This window comes from Microbacterium yannicii PS01 (genome assembly GCF_000304335.1).
GTDB lineage: Bacteria > Actinomycetota > Actinomycetes > Actinomycetales > Microbacteriaceae > Microbacterium > Microbacterium yannicii_A.
In genome coordinates, this window is sequence record NZ_CAJF01000019.1 from 1 (window position 1) to 22,173 (window position 22,173).

19 protein-coding genes and 1 pseudogene are annotated in these 22,173 nt (G+C 71.8%); 6 read left to right on the forward strand and 14 right to left on the reverse strand.

Annotated elements, in window-relative coordinates:
• The 6 genes from WYM_RS20060 to hemE form a co-directional block, all read right to left on the reverse strand.
• A partial coding sequence (locus tag WYM_RS20060) for a glutamate-1-semialdehyde 2,1-aminomutase (RefSeq protein WP_040569300.1) occupies positions 1–1,160 on the reverse strand: 1,160 nt, incomplete at its 3' end.
• A complete protein-coding gene (gene hemB, locus WYM_RS11620) occupies positions 1,157–2,149 on the reverse strand; it encodes a porphobilinogen synthase (protein ID WP_083866215.1) in 993 nt (330 codons plus the stop codon). The genes WYM_RS20060 and hemB, both read right to left, overlap by 4 nt.
• Positions 2,146–3,057, reverse strand: a complete 912-nt coding sequence (hemC, locus tag WYM_RS11625; protein WP_019181013.1) for a hydroxymethylbilane synthase — start codon at positions 3,055–3,057, stop codon at positions 2,146–2,148. Before hemC ends, hemB begins: the two co-directional genes overlap by 4 nt.
• Positions 3,054–3,800, reverse strand: a complete 747-nt coding sequence (gene hemQ / locus WYM_RS11630; RefSeq protein ID WP_019181014.1) for a hydrogen peroxide-dependent heme synthase — start codon at positions 3,798–3,800, stop codon at positions 3,054–3,056. The genes hemC and hemQ overlap by 4 nt, the downstream gene beginning before the upstream one ends.
• 196 nt (positions 3,801–3,996) lie before the next feature.
• Positions 3,997–5,199, reverse strand: coding sequence for a protoporphyrinogen/coproporphyrinogen oxidase (locus WYM_RS11635; RefSeq protein WP_019181015.1), 1,203 nt, complete (start codon positions 5,197–5,199; stop codon positions 3,997–3,999).
• Positions 5,192–6,250, reverse strand: coding sequence for a uroporphyrinogen decarboxylase (hemE, locus tag WYM_RS11640; protein WP_019181016.1), 1,059 nt, complete (start codon positions 6,248–6,250; stop codon positions 5,192–5,194). The genes WYM_RS11635 and hemE overlap by 8 nt, the downstream gene beginning before the upstream one ends.
• A 93-nt stretch (positions 6,251–6,343) precedes the next feature.
• Between hemE and WYM_RS11645 the strand changes: the two genes are divergently transcribed.
• On the forward strand, positions 6,344–7,600 hold the full coding sequence (locus WYM_RS11645; protein WP_019181017.1) for a glutamyl-tRNA reductase: 1,257 nt from the start codon (positions 6,344–6,346) through the stop codon (positions 7,598–7,600).
• Between the two features lie 31 nt (positions 7,601–7,631).
• On the opposite strand, the gene WYM_RS11650 is transcribed toward WYM_RS11645, so the two are convergent.
• The 3 genes and pseudogenes from WYM_RS11650 to WYM_RS11660 all read right to left on the reverse strand — a co-directional run bounded on the left by WYM_RS11650 (position 7,632) and on the right by WYM_RS11660 (position 11,018).
• Positions 7,632–8,393: a ZIP family metal transporter gene (locus tag WYM_RS11650; protein ID WP_019181018.1), complete on the reverse strand. Its 762-nt coding sequence runs from the start codon at positions 8,391–8,393 to the stop codon at positions 7,632–7,634.
• A gap of 28 nt (positions 8,394–8,421) precedes the next feature.
• Positions 8,422–9,787, reverse strand: a pseudogene (locus WYM_RS20065) (AMP-binding protein).
• Between the two features lie 139 nt (positions 9,788–9,926).
• Entirely contained in the window at positions 9,927–11,018 is a 1,092-nt protein-coding gene (locus WYM_RS11660; protein WP_019181019.1) for a Glu/Leu/Phe/Val dehydrogenase family protein, read from the reverse strand.
• Positions 11,019–11,444: 426 nt separating this feature from the next.
• Here WYM_RS11660 and WYM_RS11665 point away from each other — a divergent pair, with 426 nt between their 5' ends.
• Both WYM_RS11665 and WYM_RS11670 read left to right on the forward strand, forming a co-directional pair.
• A complete protein-coding gene (locus tag WYM_RS11665; RefSeq protein ID WP_019181020.1) occupies positions 11,445–12,260 on the forward strand; it encodes a methyltransferase domain-containing protein in 816 nt (271 codons plus the stop codon).
• A gap of 6 nt (positions 12,261–12,266) precedes the next feature.
• Positions 12,267–12,761 (forward strand): YbaK/EbsC family protein, encoded by a 495-nt coding sequence (locus WYM_RS11670; RefSeq protein ID WP_019181021.1) that lies wholly within the window; start codon positions 12,267–12,269, stop codon positions 12,759–12,761.
• Between the two features lie 23 nt (positions 12,762–12,784).
• On the opposite strand, the gene WYM_RS11675 is transcribed toward WYM_RS11670, so the two are convergent.
• The 4 genes from WYM_RS11675 to WYM_RS11690 form a co-directional block, all read right to left on the reverse strand.
• Complete coding sequence (locus WYM_RS11675; protein WP_237739406.1) at positions 12,785–13,102, reverse strand: hypothetical protein; 318 nt, start codon at positions 13,100–13,102, stop codon at positions 12,785–12,787.
• A gap of 274 nt (positions 13,103–13,376) precedes the next feature.
• Positions 13,377–14,513 carry an L-dopachrome tautomerase-related protein gene (locus tag WYM_RS11680; protein ID WP_019181023.1) on the reverse strand — a complete coding sequence of 379 codons (1,137 nt, stop codon included), beginning with the start codon at positions 14,511–14,513 and terminating at the stop codon, positions 13,377–13,379.
• A 92-nt stretch (positions 14,514–14,605) separates the two neighbouring features.
• Positions 14,606–15,727 carry a hypothetical protein gene (locus WYM_RS20070; protein WP_019181024.1) on the reverse strand — a complete coding sequence of 374 codons (1,122 nt, stop codon included), beginning with the start codon at positions 15,725–15,727 and terminating at the stop codon, positions 14,606–14,608.
• 72 nt (positions 15,728–15,799) lie between these two features.
• Positions 15,800–16,591 (reverse strand): IclR family transcriptional regulator, encoded by a 792-nt coding sequence (locus tag WYM_RS11690; protein WP_051008122.1) that lies wholly within the window; start codon positions 16,589–16,591, stop codon positions 15,800–15,802.
• Between the two features lie 61 nt (positions 16,592–16,652).
• Here WYM_RS11690 and hutH point away from each other — a divergent pair, with 61 nt between their 5' ends.
• Positions 16,653–18,284, forward strand: coding sequence for a histidine ammonia-lyase (gene hutH / locus WYM_RS11695; protein ID WP_019181026.1), 1,632 nt, complete (start codon positions 16,653–16,655; stop codon positions 18,282–18,284).
• A gap of 1 nt (position 18,285) precedes the next feature.
• Here the strand turns inward: hutH and WYM_RS20075 are convergent, their stop codons facing one another.
• A complete protein-coding gene (locus WYM_RS20075) occupies positions 18,286–18,933 on the reverse strand; it encodes an HDIG domain-containing metalloprotein (protein ID WP_019181027.1) in 648 nt (215 codons plus the stop codon).
• Positions 18,934–19,049: 116 nt separating this feature from the next.
• On the opposite strand from WYM_RS20075, the gene hutU reads away from it, so the two are divergent.
• Positions 19,050–20,768, forward strand: coding sequence for a urocanate hydratase (hutU, locus tag WYM_RS11705; protein WP_019181028.1), 1,719 nt, complete (start codon positions 19,050–19,052; stop codon positions 20,766–20,768).
• 96 nt (positions 20,769–20,864) lie between these two features.
• The gene (hutI, locus tag WYM_RS11710; RefSeq protein WP_019181029.1) at positions 20,865–22,169 is read left to right on the forward strand and encodes an imidazolonepropionase; all 1,305 of its coding nucleotides are present in this window, start codon (positions 20,865–20,867) and stop codon (positions 22,167–22,169) included.
• Positions 22,170–22,173 lie beyond the last annotated feature (4 nt).

Sequence of the window (22,173 nt, forward strand, 5' to 3'; positions counted from 1 at the left end):
CGGAACGACTCCTGTGCGCGCACCGTGTCGTAGTCGTGCGGCGGCGTCTCGGCGAACTGGATCGAGAACAGATTGCCGCTGCGCTGGACGACGTGCGTCACGCCGGCCTCTGAGAGAGCGGATGCCGCGGCATCCGCGATCGTCGTCGCGGCACGGTCGATGCGTCCATAGGCAGCGGCGTCGAGGTGGTCGAGGGTCGCCCGTCCGGCGGCCACGGCCAGCGGGTTGCCGCTGAGAGTTCCCGCCTGGTACACCGGCCCGAGCGGCGCGAGCAGCTCCATGATGGCTGCAGGACCGCCGAGGGCGGCGAGCGGCAGGCCTCCGCCGACGACCTTGCCGAACGTGATGAGGTCAGGGGTGAACGGGACCGGGTCGACGCCGTACCAGCCGGCCGGCCCGACGCGGAAGCCGGTGAGCACCTCGTCGAGGATGAGGAGCGCGCCGTGCTCGTGCGCGATGCCCGCGAGAGCGGCGTTGAAGCCGTGCGCCGGCGGCACGATGCCCATGTTGGCGGGGGCGGCCTCGACGATCACCGCGGCGATCTCGCGGCCGCGGGCGGTGAAGACCTCGCGGACGGCATCGAGATCGTTGTACGGGATCACCAGGGTCTGCGCGGCGATCGGAGCGGGAACGCCCGCCGAGCCCGGAAGCGCCAGCGTCGCGACGCCGGAGCCCGCCTCGGCGAGAAGGCCGTCGGAGTGGCCGTGGTAGTGCCCGGCGAACTTCACGATGAGGTCGCGGCCCGTTGCGCCCCGCGCGAGACGGATCGCCGTCATCGTCGCCTCGGTGCCGGTCGAGACCAGCCGCACGCGTTCGACCGGCCGTGCCTCCCCGTCCCGGGTGACGCGGGCTGCGATCAGCTCCGCCAGTTCGGTCTCACCCGGCGTGCTCGCGCCGAAGCCGAGACCGTGGGCAGCGGCATCCTGCACCGCCTTCACCACGGCGGGATGCGCGTGCCCGAGGATCGCGGGACCCCACGACCCGACGAGGTCGACGTACTCGCGACCCTCGACGTCGGTGACGTACGGGCCCGAGGCCGACACGAAGAAGCGCGGGGTCTCGTGCACCGACCCGAAGGCGCGCACGGGAGAGTTGACGCCGCCGGGCATCGCCCCTCGGGCGCGGGCGAACTCTCGCTCATTCGTCGTCTGCTCGGTCATCGGATCCACCCCGCAAGTTCGATCGCCCAATAGGTCAGGACGGCGTCGGCGCCCGCACGTCGGATGCCGAGAACCGATTCCTCGATCGCGCGACGCCGGTCGATCCAGCCGTGGGCGGCGGCGGCCTCGATCATCGCGTACTCGCCCGACACCTGGTACGCCCACACCGGAACGGGGCTCGTCGCCGCGGCATCGGCCAGCACATCGAGGTAGCTCATCGCGGGCTTCACCATCACGATGTCCGCACCCTCGGCCACATCGAGGTCGAGCTCGCGCATGCCCTCGCGGCGGTTGGCCGGGTCCTGCTGGTACGTGCGGCGGTCGCCTTCGAGCGAGGACTGCACCGCCTCGCGGAACGGACCGTAGAAGGCCGACGCGTACTTGGCCGCGTAGGCGAGGATCGGCGTGTTCCCGAAGCCCGAACCGTCGAGCGCGTCGCGCACCGCGGCGACCTGGCCGTCCATCATGCCGCTGAGCCCCAGCAGCTGCGAGCCCGACGCGGCCTGGGCCACGCCCATGTCGCGGTAGCGCTCGAGCGTCGCGTCGTTGTCGACGTAGCCGTTCGCATCCAGCACACCGCAGTGGCCGTGGTCGGTGAACTCGTCGAGACACAGGTCGGTCTGCACGACGAGCGCGTCGCCCCCCTCCGCCACCGCGATCCGGGTCGCCACGTTGAGGATGCCGTCCGGATCGGTCGCGCCGGAGCCGATGGCGTCCTTGCGCTCGGGCACGCCGAACAGCATGATCCCGCCGATGCCGGCGGCCGCGGCATCCGTCACCGCCTTCTTGAGGCTCTCGGTCGAATGCTGCACGACGCCCGGCATGGACGAGATCGGGATCGGCTCGGAAGCACCCTCGCGCACGAACATCGGCAGGATCAGCTCGGCCGGGTGCAGCCGGGTCTCGGCGACCAGGCGGCGCATCGCAGGCGTCGAGCGCAGGCGGCGAGGTCTGCGGGGGAGAGCCCCCTCGCGGTGAGCACTGTTCATGGGCGGGCTCCGGTCAGGTCGGCGGCGCCGGCGTCGAGCAGTTCACGGGCGACGGATGCCGCGACCTCACGCGACGCGTCGTCGTCGGGCCATGTCGTGGCATGCGACGAGGTGAGTGCGGTCGTGCCGTCGAGGCTGTACACGCTCGCCGAGACGAGGAGCAGGCCGGCGTCCACGACGGCGCGCGCCCCGAGCGGCGCCGAGCAGCCCGCTTCGAGAAGGGCCAGCACTTCGCGCTCGGCCTCCACGGCGGCGCGTGTCTCCGCGTGGTCGAGGGCGCGCACGAGGTCCTCGTCGCCGCGCCGCACCTCGACCGCCAGTGCGCCCTGGCCCGGAGCCGTCGGCCACCGATCGGCGTCGAGGAGTTCGGTGATCACGTCGGTCCGGCCGATGCGGTTGAGTCCCGCGGCGGCGAGGATGACGGCATCCAGCTCGCCGCTGGTGACCTTTCCGAGACGCGTGTCGACGTTGCCGCGGATGTCGACGACCTCGACGTCGGGGCGGCGCCGGCGCAGCTGCGCCATGCGTCGCGGCGAGCCGGTGCCGATGCGGGCGCCGGCCGGAAGAGCGTCGAGGGTGAGCCCGTCGCGTGCGCAGAGGGCGTCGCGCGGGTCCTCGCGGGCGGGGATCGCGGCGACGACGAGCTGATCGTGCGCCGCGGTGGGGAGGTCCTTGAGCGAGTGCACCACCACGTCGCAGCGGCCCTCGATCAGAGCGTCTCGCAGCGCGCCCGTGAAGAGCCCGCTGCCGCCCGCGCGGGAAAGCGGCTCGTTCGAGCGGTCGCCGTCGGTCGTGATCGTGACGAGCTCGGTCGTGGCGCCGGTCGCGTCGGCCAGGTCGTCGGCGACCATGCCGGTCTGCGTGAGGGCGAGCGTGCTCCCGCGCGTCCCGATGCGCAGGGCGCTCATGCGAGCACCTCGGCGATCTCGTTCAGCTCAAGACGCCGGCCGGTGAAGAACGGCACCTCTTCGCGCACGTGACGGCGGGCCTCGGTCTGGCGGAGGTCGCGCATGAGGTCCACGAGCTCGACGAGCTCGGGAGCCTCAAGGGCCAGGATCCACTCGTAGTCGCCGAGCGCGAACGAGGCGACCGTGTTGCTCAGCACGCTGCGGTGCTGCGCGCCCTTGCGGCCGTGATCGGCGAGCATCTGGCGTCGCTCCTCGTCGGGGAGGATGTACCAGTCGTACGAGCGCACGAACGGGTACACCGTCAGCCAGGACTCGGGCTCCTTGCCGCGCATGAACGCGGGCAGGTGGTTCGACGTGAACTCCGCGTCGCGGTGCATCCCCATCGCGTTCCACACCGGCAGCAGCGAAGCGAGCGGCTCGGTGCGTCGCAGCTTGCGAAGCCCCGCCTGCAGCGTCTCGGGCGCCGTGTCGACGCCGTCCGCGTCGGTCGTGCCGTGCAGCCACACCATGATGTCGGCATCCGCACGCATGCCCGAGACGTCATAGAACCCGCGCACCACCACGCCCATCTTCTCGATGGCCTCGATGGCGGCTGCGAGATCCTGCACGTCGGGCGTACGTCCCGGTCCGCCCGCCGACAGTGCGGGGTCGCGGCGGAACACCGCCCACACGGTGTAGCCGAGGGTCTCGGTGGAGGGAGGCGCCTGGTCAGCGGGCACGTGCGCGGCCGAGGAATCGCTCATAGAACTATCCTCCCACCCCTGCGGGAGCCTCCTGCCCGGAGGGGGCCGCGATCCTGCGGGAGCCTCCTGCCCGGAGGGGCCGCGATCCTGCGGGAGCCTCCTGCCCGGAGGGGGCCGCGATCCTGCGGGAGCCTCCTGCCCGGAGGGGGCCGCGATCCTGCGGGAGCCTCCTGCCCGGAGGCGGCCACGGGCAGGGTCAGCGGGCGAGGAGGGCGGCGGCGGTGCGCTCGGCCTGCGCGACGATGCCGGCCAGGCCCGAGCCGGCGACGGTCTCGCCCACCAGAACCGTCCCTGCCGGCGGGGCCGCGGGTGCGGGTCGCGTCCAGAAGACGTGAGCCGAGCCGACCACGACAGGCAGCCGGACGCCGAGCAGCGCCTCGGCGTCGCCGCGCGCCGCCCGGGCCGGGTCGGCAGGAGTCGTGTCGTACGACAGCCGCAGCACGTGGCGTCCGCCGGACACTTCGCGCAGCCACGCCCACTTCGCGGTCGCGTGGGTCAGCGCCCGGGCACCCACCGGTGCCCCCTGCGCCACGAGCAGTCCGGTGCCGCGGGGCGCGGCATCCAGTTCGTCCTGCTCCACGACGAGCGTGACGAGGTCGATCCGCCGCCCACTGACGGCGGGCGCGACCACGCCTGGCGCGGCCACGACGACCGTGCCGCCGAGCGTCGCGACGTCATCGACGCGAGTGCCGAGACGGATGTCGCCGCCGCGGCGTGCGAGATCGTCGGCGAGTGCGGGCACGAGGCGATGGATGCCGCCGCGAAGGCCCGCGACGGCGGCGCCGGGCGGAGCATCGGCGCGCAGGCGCGACACCGCGCCGCTGAGCGAGCCCGCTGCCAGCACCGCATTCGGCAAGCCGGGATGGGCGCGGGCGACGGCGAGATCGTCGGGGTGCTGCGAGTGCACGCCGTGCACGACCGGCGCGACGAGGCGGTCGAGCAGGTCGGCGCCGAGGCGTTCACGCACGAGAACTCCCAGGGTCTCGGGCAGCGCGGTCACGGGCCGGGCGTCCAGTCCCGCGGCGCACTCCGCTGCATCGCGCCCGATGACCCGCACGACATCGGGCGCGAGGGGGTCGGCCGGGATGCCGAGCAGCGCCGTCGCCGGGAGGGGGACCGGCTCGCCGGCCACAGGCTGCAGCCACGCCGGCCCCGGCGCCGGGGCGACGATGTCGTCCGACAGTCCGAGTTCACCGAGCAGGGTGGCGACGCCGCCACCGCGGACCGCGAAGCTCTCGGCCCCGGCATCCAGCTCGATCCCGGCGACCTCGTGCCGCGCGACGGTGCCGCCCAGGCGATCGGATGCCTCGTACAGCGCGACATCGGCGCCGGAGGCGGCGAGTCGCCGGGCCACGACCAGGCCCGCGACGCCGCCGCCCACGACGGAGAATTCAGCCATTCGCGTGGACGAACTCCACGATCCGCGTCAGGACCGTCGGGTCGGTGTCGGGCGGGACGCCGTGGCCCAGGTTGACCACGTGCGCGCGCGCCGCGCGCCCGCGCTCGAGCACGTCGCGGATGTGCGCCTCGAGCACCGGCCAGGGCGCCTGCAGCAGCGCCGGATCGATGTTGCCCTGGAGCGTCACGCCCGTCCCCACGCGCCGGACGGCTTCGTCGAGCGGCAGGCGCCAGTCCACGCCGAGCGCGTCCACACTGATGTCGCGCATCGCGGCGAGGAGTTCACCGGTGCCCACCCCGAAGTGCACGAGCGGCACGCCGAGCTCGCGCACCGGCTCCAGCGCCAGGGCGGAGAAGGGGGCGACGTGCGCGGTGTAATCGGCCAGGCTCAGTGAGCCGGCCCACGAGTCGAAGAGCTGGCCGGCCGAAGCGCCGGCCTCGATCTGCGCGGCCAGGAAGGCGCCGGTGATCCCGGCGCACCATGTGAGCAGCGCGGCCCAGGTCTCGGGATCGGAGTGCATCAGAGCGCGCGTCTTCAGCTGCTCCTTGGAAGGTCCGCCCTCCACCAGGTACGACGCGAGCGTGTAGGGGGCGCCCGCGAAACCGATGAGCGGCGTCGCGCCGAGGCTCGCGACCGTGAGCGCGACGGCTTCCCGAATCGGCGCCAGGGCGGCGGGGTCGAGCGGCGGCAGCGCTCGCACGTCGGCGGCGGTGCGGACGGGGTGCTCGAGAACGGGCCCGCGACCGGCCACGATTCGCACATCGACGCCGGCGAGACGCACCGGGATGACGATGTCGCTGAAGAAGATGCCCGCGTCGACGCCGTGGCGGCGCACCGGCTGGAGGGTGATCTCGCTCGCCAGCGCCGGATCGAGGCAGGCGTCGAGCATGTCGGTCCCGACGCGCAGCTCGCGGTACTCGGGCAGGGAGCGTCCGGCCTGCCGCATGAACCACACGGGGGCGGTGTCGGGGCGCTCGCCGCGATAGGCGCGGACGAGTGCGGGAGGCGTGTAGCCCTCAGCCAATGTCGGGTGGGCGGGGTCGAGTGGCACGCCTTCAACTCTAGGCGCCCGGGCCGTGCGATCCTCCGAGGGGTCGCGGCGGCTGCGGCCCGTCTTCTCAGGAGCGTCCGTTAAGATGGAGGCGTGCTCCTCTGTCTGACCGCGAACCATCGGAACGCGAGCCTCGACATCCTGGAGCGTCTCTCCGTGGGCGCGCCGTCCGCGACGCGCGCTCTGGTCCACGATGAGATCTTCGTCTCGGGCGCGGTCGTCCTGGCCACCTGCAACAGGTTCGAGGCCTATCTCGACATCGACGAGCCGCTCACCGGCGGCGAGGTCGTCGCGGTGGAATCCGTCGTCGGGGCGATGGCCGAGGCATCCGGTGTCGACGTGGATCTACTGCGAGCGTCGGTCGCCGTCCATCATGGAGCGGATGCCGCGGCCCACCTCTTCGCGGTGACCAGCGGCCTGGAATCGCTCGTCGTCGGCGAGGACGAGATCTCGGGTCAGGTGCGTCGCGCGCTCGAGGCGTCCCGCGCCGAGGGCATGACGAGCGGCGAGCTCGAGCGGCTCTTCCAGAGGGCGACGCACACCAGCCGTGGCGTGCGCAACCGCACCCGTCTGCGGGGGGCCCACCGCTCGCTGGTCCGGCTCGCCCTCGAACTGGCATCGAGCCGAGTCGCCGACTGGGCAGAAGCCCGGGTCGTCGTGGTCGGCACCGGCCGGTACGCCGCCCGCACCGTCGAGGCACTCCGCGCCCGCGGCGCCGGCGACATCGAGGTCTTCTCGCCGTCCGGCCGTGCCGAGGCGTTCGCCGCCAAGCACTCGCTGACCCCGGTCGCCGACTTCCGCGCCGCGGCTGCCGCTGCCGACGTCGTCATCACCTGCACCGCCGATGCCGTGGTGCATGCCGAGGCCTTCGAGCCCGGCCATCGCGTGCTCGTCATCGACCTGGGGCTGCCGCGCAACGTCGACCCGGTCGTGGGCCGCGTCGCCGGTGTCGAGCTGCTCGACCTCGAGACCATCCGCCTGCACGCGCCGCTCGAGGAGTTCAACGCGCACGCCGACGCCCGCGCGATCGTCGGAGACGCCGCCACCGAGTTCGCCGCCGACCGCCAGGCCGGGCCCGCGATCACGGCGCTGCGCCGCGAGGTGCTGGGCACGCTCGACCGCGAGATCGCGCGCGCACGCTCGCGTGGAGCGGGCGACGAAGTCGAATCCGCGCTGCGCCACTTGGCCGGCGTGCTGCTGCACAAGCCGTCGGTGCGCATCCGTGAGCTCGCCGTCCAAGGCCGCATCGACGAGGCCCGCGCCGCGCTCGAGCTGCTGCACGGACTCGATGTCGACACCGAGGTCACCGAGATCGTCCGCGACGCCGACGACTGGTCCGCCTCGGCCTGACGCTCGCCGCCGGGCCCGCAGAGGCTGGTGCTCAGCCGGCGAGCTCGTGCAGCAGGAACGCGCCGAGGAAGCCGATCGTCGCCCACAGCCCCGTGAGCGCGTGCTGCTCATCGAACGCCTCGGGGATCATCGTGTTGCAGATCATCGCGAGCAGACCGCCCGCCGCGACGGTCGTGATCAGTGCGATGAGATTGGGTGGCGCCGCCGCGAACGCGATGAAGCCGACGACCGACGCGACCACCGTCACCAGCGCGATCCCCGTCCACAGCAGCGCGACCGAACGGCCGCCCGAGCCGCTGCGCTTGAGCGCGGCCGTCGAGCCCAGTCCTTCGGGGAAGTTGCTGATCGCGACCGCCGCCACGATCGGGATGCTGATGCCTCCCTGCAGGACCGACAGTCCCATGACGATCGATTCGGGGATGCCGTCGATCAGGGCGCCGATCGCGATGGCGACGCCGGTGCCGCCGGCGAGCTTCGCCCCGGCGCGACGGGCGACGATGTTCGCGGGCGGGTCAGCCGGCTTCTGCTGCGGACGTGAGACGAGCCAGTCCGCGACGATGTAGAGGACCGCGCCCGCGAGGAATCCGACCGTGGTCGGGATGAGGCCGCCGATGTCGGCCGCCTCCTCGACGAGCTCGAACGCCAGGGTCGAGATCAGCACGCCGGCACCGAGCGCCATGATGCCCGCCACCACCCGCTGCGGGATGTCGACGAACCAGGCGACGGCGGCGCCGACCAGCAGCGTGCCGCCGCCGATCAGGCCGCTCAGCGCCGCGAGCCAGATGCCGTCCATGGCGCCAACCTAGTGGTCGGCGAGAATCTCAGACGAGAGCCGCCTCGCGCGCCCGCAGGTCTTTGCGGAGGATCTTCCCGGCCGCGGACTTCGGGATCGCCTCGATGAACTCCACCCGGCGCACCTTCTTGTGCGGCGCGACGTGCTCGGCCACGAACGCCATCACCTCGTCCTGGGTGAGTCCGCTGTCGGGCGCGGGCACGATGAACGCCTTGGGGATCTCCTGCCTGTCGTCGTCGAGCACGCCGATGACCGCGGCATCCATCACCGGGCTTGGTCACCCCGTCGGGGCCGACGTCGGTGATCTCTTCGCCCGTCTCGGTGTCGATGAGCTTGTTGAGCGTGTTCGGCAGCATGGTGCCGACCGAGCTGACGGGGATGTCGTGGCGGTCGACGGGCATCGCGTGCGACACCGGGCTGAGCTCGCTCATGCCGTAGCCCTGCATCATGCGCGCGTTGATCCGGCGTCCGGCCAGCTCGGCCGTCTCGCCGTCCAGCGGAGCCGCGCCCGAGAACACGGTGTGCACGCTGGAGATGTCGAACTGGTCGACGACCGGGTGCTTCGCCAAGGCGACGGCGATCGGCGGCGCGATGTAGAGGTAGGTGCACCCGAAGTTCTGGATGTTCGTGAGGAACTCGACGAGGTCGAACTTCGGCATGGTCACGAGGCCGGCGCGCTGACGGAGCGCGAGGTTCAGCAGCACCGTCATGCCGTAGATGTGGAAGAAGGGCAGCACGGCGAGCACGCGGTCGGTCTCGCGCAGGTCGAGGCTCACGCGGCATTGTTCGACATTCGCCACCAGGTTGCGGTGCGACAGCATGACACCCTTGGGCACCCCGGTCGTTCCCGACGAGTAGGGCAGCACCGCGACGTGGGTCGCCGGATCGAACGAGACCTCCGGAGCGGGCGCGCCCGCGGTGAGCAGGTCCCGCAGGTTCGGGTGCCCCGGAGCGCCGTCGAGGACGATGACGCGATCGTGAGGGATGCCGGCGGCCTCGGCGGCGATCTGCGCCTGGGGAAGCAGTGGGTGCACCGTCACGAGCCAGGTGGCACCGGCATCCCGCAGTTGCTTCTCAATCTCGCCCGCGGTGTAGAGCGAGTTGACCGTGGTGACAGTGCCGCCGGCGCGGAGGATGCCGTGGAACACCGTCGCGAACGCGGGGACGTTCGGGCACAGCACCGCCATGACGGTGCCCACGCCGACCCCGCGTGCGGCGACCGCGCCGGCGAACGCCTCGATCTGCGCGCGCAGCGCGGCGTAGGTCGTCTCGGCGCCGGTGGCCGGATCGATCAGCGCGACGCGCTCAAGGTCATCGCGCTCGAGACCGGTGAAGAGGTAGTCGAAGATGCTGAGCTCGGGAATCTCGACATCGGCAAAAGGGCTGGTGAACACCGGATCTCCTTCGATCTGCCGACGCCATGGCCTCGGTAGCGCTCCGCGTTGAGCGCCGTTGCCCATCCTGCCAGCTGAAGCTCGCGGGTGGAACGGGATATCGCAACCTGTGGAACGCAGTCCCACCCGCGAGCCGGGCTCAGGCCGCGCCGACCACGTCGTCGACCAGTGCGGGCTGAGCGCCACGGGCGAGGCGCTCTGCAGCCAGTCCCTCGGCGGCCTCGAGCGGCGTCACACCGCGCGCGTCGGCGGTGTCGAACACGCGACGAACGGTGTCGCCGATGTGCGCGACGCGGTCCATGATCTCGCTGCGCGTGCCGAGCTTCTTCGCCTCGAGGTCGAGGTAGATCACGCCGCCCGCGTTCACCACGAAGTCGGGGGCGTAGAGGATGCCGCGCGCCGCGAGCCGCTCCGCCCCCCGGTGCTCGGCGAGCGGGTTGTTCGCCGGCCCGCAGACGGCCTTCGCGTCGAGGGCGTCGATGACCTCGTCGGTGAGAACGCCGCCGATGCCGGCCGGGACGAAGACGTCGGCCGGAACGAGGTGCTCCTCGCCGGGAAGCGCCCAGTCCGCGCCGAGCTCCCGCGCGAGGTCCCGCTTGGCCGGATTGACGTCGGTCACCGCAAGCCGGGCGCCCTCCGCCGACAGGCGGACGGCCAGACGGCTGCCGACCTGGCCGAGGCCGGAGATCGTGATGTGGCGTCCGGCGACATCGGGCGAGCCGGTCACGCGCTCGAGCGTTGCCCGCAGCGACTCGTAGACGCCGAGGCTCGTCGGACCGGCGGGCTCGCCCGACCCGCCGACCGCGTCGGGGAGGCCCACGACGTGCTCGGTGCGCTCGCTGACGACGAGCATGTCGTCCGTCGTCGAACCGACGTCCTCCGCCGTGCGGTACAGGCCGTGCAGCGACTCGACGGCGTCGCCGAGGTCGAGGAACGCGGCGCGACGTCGCGCAGGGTCGAGGGTCGTGCCGGGCGGGAGGGCGATGACGGACTTGCCACCACCGGCGTCGAGTCCGGCGGCGGCGTTCTTGAGCGTCATCGCCGCCGAGAGGCGAAGAGCGTCGCCCAGGGCATCGCTCCAGTGCGGGTAGGTCCACAGGCGGGCGCCTCCCAGTGCGGAGCCGAGGACCGAGGAGTGCAGGGCGACGGCGATGAACAGGCCGCTGCGTCGTCCCTGGATCACCTCCACGCGCTCGTGCATGAAGTCGGGCAGGGGCAGAGTGTGCGTCATCGCGGGTCTTCCTTCGGCGGGCCTCGTGGGCAGTGCACTATGGACGCCGCGGCTTTGCGGCATCCGTTCTCATTTCACACCGCAACGGCGGAATGTTCAACCGTCTCCACGGCGAGTGAACACAATGCGCGGTGGGGCGGGCTTGCGACGGTGCTGAAACGTCACACTGTCCAGCTGTCGCCGAAGCCGTCGTCGTCGCTGTCTGCCGCTGTCGCGCTTGGTGCGGTGCACCCGGGCGTCGGCTGCCGACCGCTGTGTGGCCTGCGCGATCGGCGGCGGGCGTGGGCGGACTCCTGAAACGGGCTCGACAGCAGGCCGGCAGTGACGGAACGGTGCACAGTCGGGCGTTCCTGCTTCCGGCCGCCGGCTGAGCCTGCAGGCGGTCACGCTTCATCGGCCGCGAACGATCCCCGGTAGCATCGGCGGATGCCGGACGCCTACACCCACGGACACCACGAGAGCGTTCTGCGGTCGCACCGCTGGCGCACCGCCGAGAACTCCGCCGCCTATCTGCTGCCGCACCTTCGCATCGGGATGTCGATCCTGGATGTCGGCAGCGGTCCGGGCACGATCACTGCGGACCTCGCTGCTCGGGTGTCGCCCGGTCGCGTGGTGGGAACGGATGCCGCCGCCGCCGTCGTCGCGCAGGCCGGCGCCGAGCACACGGCCCCGAATCTGTCGTTCGAGGTGGGCGACGCCTACCGGCTGCCGTACGCAACCGGGGAGTTCGATGTCGTGCACGCGCACCAGGTGCTTCAGCACGTCGAGCGCCCTGTCGACATGCTGCGGGAGCTCGGGCGCGTGGCCGGCGAGGCGGGCCTGGTCGCCGCTCGTGACGTCGACTACCGCGGCGTCATCTGGTACCCGCTGATCCCCGCTCTCGACGAGTGGCTCGAGCTGTATCTCGTGACCCACCGTAGCGTCGCGGGAGAGCCGGCGGCGGGGCGACGTCTGAAGGCATGGGCCCGCGAGGCCGGCCTGGTCGACGTCTCGGCGACGGCGTCGCTGTGGCTCTTCGAAGACGAGGCCGATCGCTCGTGGTGGGGCGGCATGTGGGCCGACCGGGTGCTGCAGTCGGCGTTCGCCGACGCGGCTCGTGCGACCGGAGCGGACGACGCGCAGCTGCAGCGCATCTCCGACGGCTGGCGGGAGTGGGCCGCTGCCGAGGACGGCTGGCTGCTGATGCCCCACGGCGAGATCCTGGCGCGCGGTCACGCAGGTCGCCTCGGCGGAGCCTCGTAGGCTGAGATGGTGACCGAGCAGCCCGCCCCCGCAGAGCTTCCCGCCCGCAGCCGCCTCGTCCATGACGCGATCCGTGCTGCGGGAATCACCGGTGACATCGTCGTGCTGCCGGATGCCGCCTCCACCGCAGCGCTCGCCGCGGCCGCCCTCGGGATCGAGGTGGGGGCGATCGCCAACAGCCTCGTGTTCTGGTCGGACGGCGAGCCTCTTCTCGTGATGACCAGTGGTGCCCACCGCGTCGACACGGCCGCGCTCGCCGAGCGCCTCGGGCGGGGCAGGATCCAGCGAGCGACGGCCGAGCAGGTGCGAGAGGCGACCGGCCAGGCCATCGGCGGCGTGGCCCCGACGGGTCACCCGGCCCCGCTGACGACGATCATCGACCCCGATCTCGCCGGCTATCCCGAGATCTGGGCGGCCGGCGGCACGCCGCACACCGTCTTTCCCATGAGCTACGACGAGTTGGTATCGCTCACCGGCGGCACGGTCACCAAGGTCGACTGAGGCGACGGCCGGCGGCCGGAGCGTCAGCTCCGCTGAACGTAGTGACGGACGGTGTCGTCGCGTTCGACGAGGAACCGATCGTCTTCGGGGTAATAGACCGCCCGATCGAGGTCGGTGCCCGCGAAGCCTCGTACGTGCTCGATACTGTCCCACCGCGACACCGTCACGATCTCGGTGAGACCGTCGCCGAGGTCGCGCGTCAGCGTCCACGCGTCGCGATTCCCCGGCGTGGCACGGTACTCCTCGATGCCCGTGCGCTCGACGTACTCCACATACTCGTCGCGGTCGGCCGTGCGGATGACTCCGCGCCACATGCGGACCACCATCGGCTGCTCACTCATACCGACATCTTCGCCTCTGGTCCCGCGGAAGACGAGAGGCGTCCCTCGCCCGCTCTCACGCCAGCACGGTCGCTGAGCTCGAGTGATGCCCGCACGTTCCTGCGGGCGTGGCAGCGGCCCTCGGCCCGGGGGAGGGTCTGTCGAGGGCCGCTGACCTTCACCGTACGGCGTGACGGGGCGGCGCGTCCGGGGGGTTGATTTTCCGGCGTCGTGCGGGCTATACGTCGTGCGAGCTATACGTTGCGTGCGCGGTTGTGTACGCGCATCTCGCGGATCAGCGCAGGAGCACGGGCCCCGCGTCGACCGCGAACCGGAACAGGTAGTAGGGGTAGGTGCGCAGGTCCTCGCCCCCCTGATACTTCTCCTGACGATGCAGCTGGTTGGCGGTGAAATAGAGGTGCCGATCCTTCGCGACCGATATCGTGTCCGGCCACAGCATCCGCTCATCGTGGACGAGCGTCTCGATCGACCCGTCCGGTCGACGCCGCGTGATGGCGTTGTGCTCCCAGTTGGTGGCGTAGATCCGGCCTTCGTCGTCGGTTTCGAGACCGTCCGCAGCGCCGCCTTTGTCGCCTTCGTCGATGACCGTCGCGGCGACCTCCTCATCGCTGAGGCTCCGGTCGCGAAGAGCCGAGGTCGCCACCGAGTACCACCGGCGGCTGATCAACGGGCAGTACCAGAGCCGCTCGCCGTCGTGCGAGATCGCGATGCCGTCCGCTCCCATGGCGACCTGCTTCGCCGGCTCTCCGGGCGTGCGCTCGGCGAACGCTCGCCCTTCGGCCATCGGCACCATCTCCGAGGGCGGAACGGCCTTCGTGCTGGGGTGGTCGTGCAGCCTGCGCCACGCCCGTCCGGCGGCGAGGTCGACGACGATGATCCCGTTCGGACCCTGGTCGGAGGAGTCCGTGATGTAGGCGAAGCCACCGTCCCCGTGACGCAGGTCGAACCGGACGTCGTTGAGGTAGGTCGTCGCGAGGGCCACGTCGCGGTCGAACAGGATCGTCTGCACCACTTCGTCTGTCGACAGGTCGACGCAGACGAGTTTCGGGCCCCCGTGTTGCGTCGGCTGGAACAGCGGGCTGCCGGTGTCGAGGATCCAGAGCCGGTCTGCCGGGTCGACGACGATGCTCTGCACCGACACGAGGGCAGCCGGGTCCGCGTCGTCGGCGGGCCGATTGATGGCCTCGCTCGGGTAGGGCACCGGCTTTCCATCGACCAGCTCCACCACGGTGGCCGGCACGTCGTCGCCCCACTTGGGGAAGTTGACGAAGATCCGGCCGGTGTGGGACACGCTGACTCCGGTAGGCATCGGCCCCCCGTCGAACGCGTGCACCACCTCGAGTCGGCCACGGGCGGTGTCACTGCTGTCCTTCACGCGCTCCTGCGTGGCTGCGAAGAAATCGTTCGTCATGATCGGACCTCCTGTGCCGGCGCCCTCGGCGAGACCGGCTCTGTCGAATGAGAATCTGGCGAGTGAAGACGCTCCGTCGGATGTCCGTCGCGTCAGCCGGTCGGCGCCACCGGGAAGCGCAGCGTGGCCGCCACCGGCGAGCCGTCCATGAGGTCGCGGCGACGGACCGCGCGCACCGTCCCGCCGGTGTGAAGCACGCGGGCGGCGATCTCGTCGACGAGCCGCGGCGAGTCCGGATCGCCGTCAGCGCGGGCGAGCTGCCCGAAATCGTCGACGGTGCCCTGATCGTCGGCGTCGAGGTCGAAGCGCAGCTCGTCGATGGCGGCCTGCGCAGCGGCCGCCGCAACTTCGGCGACCTTGCTCGTGGCCAGTCCCTGGGCGCGCAGCGTGCCGAACCGCTCTTTCCACTCCGACGTCTCGGCGGCCCGCAGCTCGTCCAGGCACTCTCGGGCGAACCGCTCGATCTCGGCGTCGTCGAGCGACTCCGGATGCGCGTCGATTCCCTTCGCCAGGAGCGCTGAGTGGGTGTTGACGGCTCGGTACGCCGGCTCGAGGGCGGTGGCGGCCGAGAGGATCAGGGGCACGCCGTCGGGGACCACCTTGACGACCTCGTCCTGCACGATGCGGCAGAAGCGCTCGCGCTCGTCGCGCTCGCCGTTGGCGCCCTGTGCTCGATGGCGATCGAGCCGGCCGTCGTTCTCCGCGTGGACGAGTGTGAGGCCGTGGTCCTCGGGCAGCGACAGGGGGTGCTCGAACGGGCCGTGGTCGGGACCGATCTCGGTCAACCGCACCAGTCCCTCGGCCAGCTGCAGCACGAAGGCGCGCCCCGGGTAGGCGGTCGCGCGCAGCAGCGGGGCCGCATCGAAGCGATCGCCGACGGTCACCACGTCGCCCAGATGATTGGCGAGCCGGAACGCCTCGATGATGCCGGGAGCGGCGAAGACGACGATCGAACGCGATTGATGTTCCCAGAAGTCGTCGTCGTTGAGGAGTTCTTCGAGCCTGCCGATCACGTCGTCGCGGGCCCCATGCTCGAGCTCGCGTGCGGAAAGCCGCCGGTCGACCTCGTCGATGGCGTTGCGCAGTGCGATCCGGATCCGCTCGTGGTCCTGCGGGAGGGGAGAGGACGCCAGCGCCAAGGTCACCGAAGGATCGGCGCGACGGTCGATGAGATCGATCAGCTGGGTCTGTTCGGGGATGTCGGCAGGAAGCATGTGAGCGACGCTAGGCGCCCCGATTCCGTGAGCCCAAGGGGGTTGCGGATGCCTCGGGATCGTTCTAAACCGTCAGCCGCGTCCGATGCGGCGCTCGAGCTCGGCGGCCGCACCCATGGTGAAGCCGGTGAGAGCAGCGACATCCGCGCCGTCGCCCGCCTCGGTCGCGGGCCACGTGATCGCGATGGCCGCAGCGGGCCATCCGGCGTGATCGCGCACGACGGCGCCGACCGAGCGCAGGCCGAGGGTGACCTCGCCGTCCTCGGACGCCCAACCGCGCACGCGCACCTCGCGGAGGATCTCGCGCAGCTCGCCGGGTCTGCGCGGACCGCGTCCCGTGCGGTCGGCGAAGGCCGCGGCATCCGGGTACAAGGCGCGCACCTGTGCGCGAGGGAGGGCCGCCAGCATCGCTCGGCCCGTGGCCGTGAGGTGCGCAGGCAGCCGGACGCCGACGTCGGTGACCAGCGCGGGGCGCCGAGGTGCGCGCTCCTCCACGATGTACATCACGTCGCGGCCGTGCATCACCGCCAGGTGGGCGCTCTCGTGGGTCCGGTCGGCGAGCTCGGCCAGAACGGGCCGACCGAGTCGTGCGAGGGGCTCCTGCCGCGCGAAGCCGCCCGCGAGCTCGAACGCGGCGATGCCGAGGCCCCATCGCCGGTCCTCGGGCAGGTGCACGACGAAGTGGTGCTCCTGCAGCGTCGAGAGCAGGTGATAGATGCTCGACCGCGGGATGCCGAGCCCTGTTGCGATGGAGCGCGCCGGCACCGGACCGCGCTGTCGCGCCAGGTAGGACAGCACCCGCAGCGTCTGGTCGGCGGCGGGCACCTGTGGGCGTGCGGCAAGGGCTCGCGAACTGTCTGGCATGTCAGACACAGGATGCCACGATCCGCTGTCGCACGGCAGGGGGCCGGTGTGGAATCGAGGCATGGCCGCACCGTCTCAGAGCGCTCTCCTCGCCGACCCCACCGTCGTCCGGATCGGCGAGGCGCCGCTGCGCCCCGACGAGGTCGTCGCCGTCGCACGCCACGATGCCCGTGTGGTCGTCTCGGATGAGGCGCTCGCGCGCGTCGCGGCGGCCCGCACGCTCGTGGAAGGGCTTGCGGACGACCCCGAGCCCCATTACGGCATCTCGACCGGCTTCGGCGCCCTCGCCACGACGTTCATCGCCCCCGAGCGTCGCGTGCAGCTGCAGGCCAGCCTCATCCGCTCCCACGCCGCCGGCACCGGCCCCGAGGTCGAGCGCGAGGTCGTGCGGGCACTGATGCTGCTGCGCCTGCAGACGCTGGCGACCGGCCATACCGGCGTTCGCCCGGTCGTCGTCGAGACCTACGCCGCCATGCTCAACGCCGGCATCACCCCGATCGTGCGCGAATACGGTTCGCTGGGCTGTTCGGGCGATCTGGCGCCCCTCTCGCACGTCGCGCTGGCCGCGATGGGTGAGGGACGGGTCCGCGACGCCGCGGGAGCCGAGCTCGACGCCGCCGAAGCGCTGGCTGCGGCTGGGTCCGCACGCCTGGACGCTCCGGGCGAGGCGCCGGCGCCGCGAGAGGGTGCGGGGGGCATTCGTCCGCTCGTCCTGCGCGAGAAGGAGGGGCTCGCCCTCATCAACGGCACCGACGGCATGCTCGGGATGCTGCTGCTCGCGCTTCACGACCTGTCGATGCTCCTCGATACCGCCGATGTCGCCGCGGGCATGTCGGTGGAAGCGCAGCTGGGCACCGACGCGGTCTTCGCCGCCGACCTGCAGGCGCTGCGGCCCCAGGTAGGGCAGGCGGCCTCGGCGGCGAATCTGCGCGCCGTGCTCGCCGACTCGCCCATCATCGCGTCGCACCGCGACCCGTCGGTGTGCACGCGCGTGCAGGACGCCTACTCGCTGCGATGCTCGCCCCAGGTGCACGGGGCGGCGCGCGACACCGTGGAGCACGCCCGGCTCATCGCGTCGCGCGAACTGGCGGCCGCCGTCGACAACCCGGTCATCACCGACGACGGGCGGGTGCAGTCCAACGGCAACTTCCACGGCGCACCGGTCGCCTACGTGCTCGACTTCCTCGCGATCGCCGTCGCGGACGTGGCCTCCATCTCGGAGCGCCGAACCGATCGAGCTCTCGACCCCGCGCGCAGCCACGGACTGCCGCCGTTCCTCGCGCACGAGGTGGGTGTGGACTCCGGGCTCATGATCGCCCAGTACGCCGCGGCCGGAATCGTCTCGGAGCTCAAGCGGCTCGCCGTGCCGGCGTCGGTGGATTCCATCCCGTCGTCCGCGATGCAGGAGGATCACGTCTCGATGGGCTGGGCCGCAGCGCGCAAGCTGCGCCGCGCGATCGACGGCCTGTCGCGCGTGCTCGCGATCGAGGTGCTGACGGCAGCCCGCGCACTCGACCTGCGCGCGCCCCTGCGGCCTGGCCCGGTGACCGGCGCCGTGCGCGACCTCGTCCGTTCGGTCGCCGACGGGCCGGGCTCGGACCGCTTCCTCTCGCCCGAGATGGAGGCCGTCACGCAGCTCGTCGCCGGCGGCGCGGTGGCACGCGCCGCGTTCGGGGATCCGGCGGAGCGCTAGCTCAGCGCGCGGCGAGCGGCGGAAGCGTCGCCGCGACCTGGAGCCAGGGGACGGATGCGTCGGGGCGCGCCGCCGCGCCGCGGGCATCCCCGTCGCAGCGGACGACGACCGCCCAGTCCTCGAGCGACGTGCCGGCCTCACGCAGCCGATCGCGCAGCCGCCGCACCGCCTTGATGCTGGGCCGGCCGCCCACCGAGACGTGTGCCATGTGCGTGGCGATGAGGGCGGATGCTGCGCCCACGAGTGCGCTCGGGATATCGAGCCGTCGCCCCAGCCGCACGGCGATCTCGGCGCCGCGCTCGGCGTGGCCGTACGAGGTGATGCGGCCGTTGCGTCGCCGTATGGTCTCGGGCTTGCCGATGTCGTGCCACAGCGTCGCGAGGACGAGGAGCTCTCGCTCGTCGGGGGTCGCACCGGCTTCGTCGGCGTGCTGGGCTGCGAGATCGGCAGCCCACAGCGAGTGGACGAGCACATCGCCCTCGGGGTGCCATGCCGGATCCTGCGGTGTCTGCGCCAGGGCGGCCATCTCGGGGATCTCATCGATCAGCCCTTCGGCGCGCAGGCGCTGCGACGGCGTACCGGGCTCACGCAGCGCGGCGCGGAAGCGTTCGCCGCGTTCGCGGTCGGTGCGGGCTCGGATGCCGGCCATGACTCCATTCGATCAGCCCAGGCGGGCGCTCGCAACGGTCGTGGATGTCTGTCATGCCAGACAGCGTCGTGGCCCGGACCGTTGCCGCACGGGCGATGGACGTGTGGAATCGACCCATGACCGACACGATCGACACGCGCCCGGCCTCGGGGGGTGCCGCGCGCATCGTCCGCGCTCCGCGGGGCCCGGAGCGCACCGCGAAGAGCTGGGGCGCCGAAGCGGCGAAGCGGATGCTCATGAACAATCTCGATCCGGAGGTCGCCGAGCACCCCGAGGATCTCGTGGTCTACGGCGGCACGGGCAAGGCGGCTCGCAGCTGGGAGGCGTTCGACGCGATCGTGCGCACGCTCGACGAGCTCGAGCCGGATGAGACGCTGCTGGTCCAGTCGGGCAAGCCGGTCGGCGTCTTCCGCACGCACGAGTGGGCGCCGCGCGTGCTCATCGCCAACTCGAATCTGGTCGGCGACTGGGCGACCTGGCCGGAGTTCCGCCGCCTCGAGCAGCTGGGGCTGACGATGTACGGCCAGATGACCGCGGGCTCGTGGATCTATATCGGCACGCAGGGCATTCTCCAGGGGACCTACGAGACCTTTGCGGCGGTCGCCCGTTCCCTCCGGGCGTCGCAGGGCTCCGCGACCGCCGACCTCACCGGAACGCTCACCCTCACCGGCGGCTGCGGCGGGATGGGCGGTGCTCAGCCCCTGGCGGTCACCCTCAACAGGGGAGCGGTGCTGGTCGTCGACGTCGACGAGTCACGCCTGGCGCGACGCGTCGAGCACGGCTACCTCGACGAGTACACCGCCGATCTCGACGCGGCTGTCGCGCGAGCGATGGCGGCGAAGGACGCCGGCGAGGCGCGATCGATCGGCGTGGTCGGCAATGCCGCCGAGGTGTTCCCCGAGCTGCTCCGCCGGCAGCAGGCGGGCGATGTCGGCATCGACATCGTGACGGATCAGACCAGTGCGCACGACCCTCTGGCGTATCTGCCGATCGGCGTGGCGTTCGAGGACTGGAAGGCCGAGGCATCCGTCGATCCGGAGGATTTCACCCGCCGGGCACGCGCGTCGATGGCTGCGCACGTGGCGGCGATGGTGGGATTCCAGGATGCCGGTGCCGAGGTCTTCGACTACGGCAACTCGATCCGCGCCGAGGCGCAGCTGGGCGGCTTCGATCGCGCGTTCGCCTTTCCGGGATTCGTGCCGGCCTACATCCGGCCGCAGTTCGCCGAGGGCCGGGGGCCGTTCCGGTGGGTCGCGCTCTCGGGCGACCCCGAGGACATCCGCAAGACCGACCAGGCGGTGAGGGAGCTGTTCCCCGACAACGCCGGGCTCGTGCGCTGGCTCGAGAAGGCCGGCGAGGCGGTGCACTTCGAAGGACTGCCGGCTCGCATCTGCTGGCTGGGATATCAGGAGCGCCACCTCGCGGGCCTGAAGTTCAACGAGATGGTCGCCTCCGGTGAGCTCTCGGGGCCGATCGTCATCGGCCGTGATCACCTCGACGCCGGATCGGTCGCGTCGCCGTACCGCGAGACCGAGGCGATGGCCGACGGCTCGGACGCGATCGCCGACTGGCCGCTGCTGAACGCGCTGCTGAACACCGCGTCGGGCGCGGCATGGGTCTCGATCCACCACGGCGGCGGCGTGGGGATCGGCCGCAGCATCCACGCGGGCCAGGTCACCGTCGCCGACGGCACCGCGCTCGCTGCCGAGAAGCTGGCGCGCGTGCTCACCAACGACCCCGGCACCGGCGTCATGCGCCACGTCGACGCCGGCTACGACCGGGCGAAGGAGGTCGCGCGCGAGCGGGGCCTCACGGTGCCGATGCTCGAGGACTGAGCACGTCTGTGTCCCGATTTCGCGCACTCCCGGCACTCCACGCGGCCGGAAATGGGACACGATGGGCGGAGAGCGGGACATGAGGGGGCGGATGCCGTGACCACGACGCTGATCGACAACATCGGCGAGCTGACGACCAACGTCGCCCGCGACGGCGACCCGTGCGGCACGCTCCGAGACGCCGCCGTGCTCATCGAGGGATCCAGGATCGCGTGGACGGGGCGGGCCGGCCAGATCGATGCGGTGCTCTCGGCACGCGGACTGCCGCGAGAGCCCGGTCATGAGCGGACCGATGCCCGCCTCGAGGTCGCCCGACCGGACAACGGGAACCACTCGCGCTCGCGCCGGCCCGACGAGGTCTCGCGCGGACCCAACCGGCTGCGGCGCCTCGAAGTCGTCGACGCCGGCGGCCGCGCGGTGATCCCGGGGTTCGTCGACAGCCACACCCATCTCGTCTTCGGGGGCGACCGCGCCGATGAGTTCGAAGCGCGCATGACCGGCACGCCCTATGCCGCGGGCGGAATACGCCGGACGGTCGCGGCGACGCGTGAAGCCAGTGACGAAGAGCTCCGAGCGCGGCTCGCCGCTTTCGTGTCGGAGCTGCACCGTCAGGGAACGACGACGTTCGAGATCAAGACGGGCTACGGGCTGACCGTCGCCGACGAGGCCCGCCTCGCCCGCCTGGCGGCCGAAGTCACCCCCGAGGTGACGTTCCTCGGCGCCCACGTGGTGCCCGCCGAGTACGCCGATCGCCGCGATGAGTATGTCGACCTGGTGTGCGGCGACATGCTGCGCGCCTGCGCACCGCACAGCCGGTGGGTGGACGTCTTCTGCGAACGCGGAGCCTTCACGGCTGCCGAGAGCGAGCGGGTGCTCGTCGCGGGGGCGCGGCACGGCCTCGAGCCGCGGGTGCACGGCAATCAACTCGGACCCGGTGAGGGGGTGCGTCTCGCGGTGGCGATGGACGCGGCATCCGTTGATCACTGCACCTTCCTGAGCGCGGACGACATCGCGGCCCTCGCCGGATCGAGCACCGTCGCGACGCTGCTGCCGGGCGTGGAGTTCTCGACGCGACAGCCCTACCCCGACGCCCGGCGGCTCATCGACGCGGGGGTCACGGTCGCGCTCGCAAGCGACTGCAATCCGGGATCGAGCTTCACCAGCTCCATGCCGTTCATGATCGCCCTGGCGGTGCGTGAGATGGGCATGACGCCGGCCGAGGCCGTATGGGCGGCGACCGCCGGGGGAGCGCGGGCACTGCGCCGGCACGACGTGGGCGCGATCGCGCCCGGCGCGCCCGCGGACATCTTGCTGCTCGACGCGCCGACGCGTGTGCATCTGGCCTACCGACCAGGCGTGCCTCTCATCGCGGGCGTCTACAAGAGCGGCGCGCGCGTCTGACCGC

What these genes read in the sequence shown, in the direction of transcription:
- WYM_RS11690 (WP_051008122.1), bottom strand. Translation starts at nt 16,591, where the DNA reads ATGCCAGACAGTTCGCGAGCCCTTGCCGCACGCCCACAGGTGCCCGCC.
- WYM_RS20075 (WP_019181027.1), bottom strand. Translation starts at nt 18,933, where the DNA reads ATGGCCGGCATCCGAGCCCGCACCGACCGCGAACGCGGCGAACGCTTC.
- WYM_RS11635 (WP_019181015.1), bottom strand. Translation starts at nt 5,199, where the DNA reads ATGGCTGAATTCTCCGTCGTGGGCGGCGGCGTCGCGGGCCTGGTCGTG.
- hutU (WP_019181028.1), top strand. Translation starts at nt 19,050, where the DNA reads ATGACCGACACGATCGACACGCGCCCGGCCTCGGGGGGTGCCGCGCGC.
- WYM_RS11660 (WP_019181019.1), bottom strand. Translation starts at nt 11,018, where the DNA reads ATGACGCACACTCTGCCCCTGCCCGACTTCATGCACGAGCGCGTGGAG.
- hemQ (WP_019181014.1), bottom strand. Translation starts at nt 3,800, where the DNA reads ATGAGCGATTCCTCGGCCGCGCACGTGCCCGCTGACCAGGCGCCTCCC.
- WYM_RS11665 (WP_019181020.1), top strand. Translation starts at nt 11,445, where the DNA reads ATGCCGGACGCCTACACCCACGGACACCACGAGAGCGTTCTGCGGTCG.
- hutH (WP_019181026.1), top strand. Translation starts at nt 16,653, where the DNA reads ATGGCCGCACCGTCTCAGAGCGCTCTCCTCGCCGACCCCACCGTCGTC.
- hemC (WP_019181013.1), bottom strand. Translation starts at nt 3,057, where the DNA reads ATGAGCGCCCTGCGCATCGGGACGCGCGGGAGCACGCTCGCCCTCACG.
- WYM_RS11675 (WP_237739406.1), bottom strand. Translation starts at nt 13,102, where the DNA reads ATGAGTGAGCAGCCGATGGTGGTCCGCATGTGGCGCGGAGTCATCCGC.
- WYM_RS11650 (WP_019181018.1), bottom strand. Translation starts at nt 8,393, where the DNA reads ATGGACGGCATCTGGCTCGCGGCGCTGAGCGGCCTGATCGGCGGCGGC.
- hemB (WP_083866215.1), bottom strand. Translation starts at nt 2,149, where the DNA reads ATGAACAGTGCTCACCGCGAGGGGGCTCTCCCCCGCAGACCTCGCCGC.
- WYM_RS11680 (WP_019181023.1), bottom strand. Translation starts at nt 14,513, where the DNA reads ATGACGAACGATTTCTTCGCAGCCACGCAGGAGCGCGTGAAGGACAGC.
- WYM_RS11670 (WP_019181021.1), top strand. Translation starts at nt 12,267, where the DNA reads ATGGTGACCGAGCAGCCCGCCCCCGCAGAGCTTCCCGCCCGCAGCCGC.
- WYM_RS20070 (WP_019181024.1), bottom strand. Translation starts at nt 15,727, where the DNA reads ATGCTTCCTGCCGACATCCCCGAACAGACCCAGCTGATCGATCTCATC.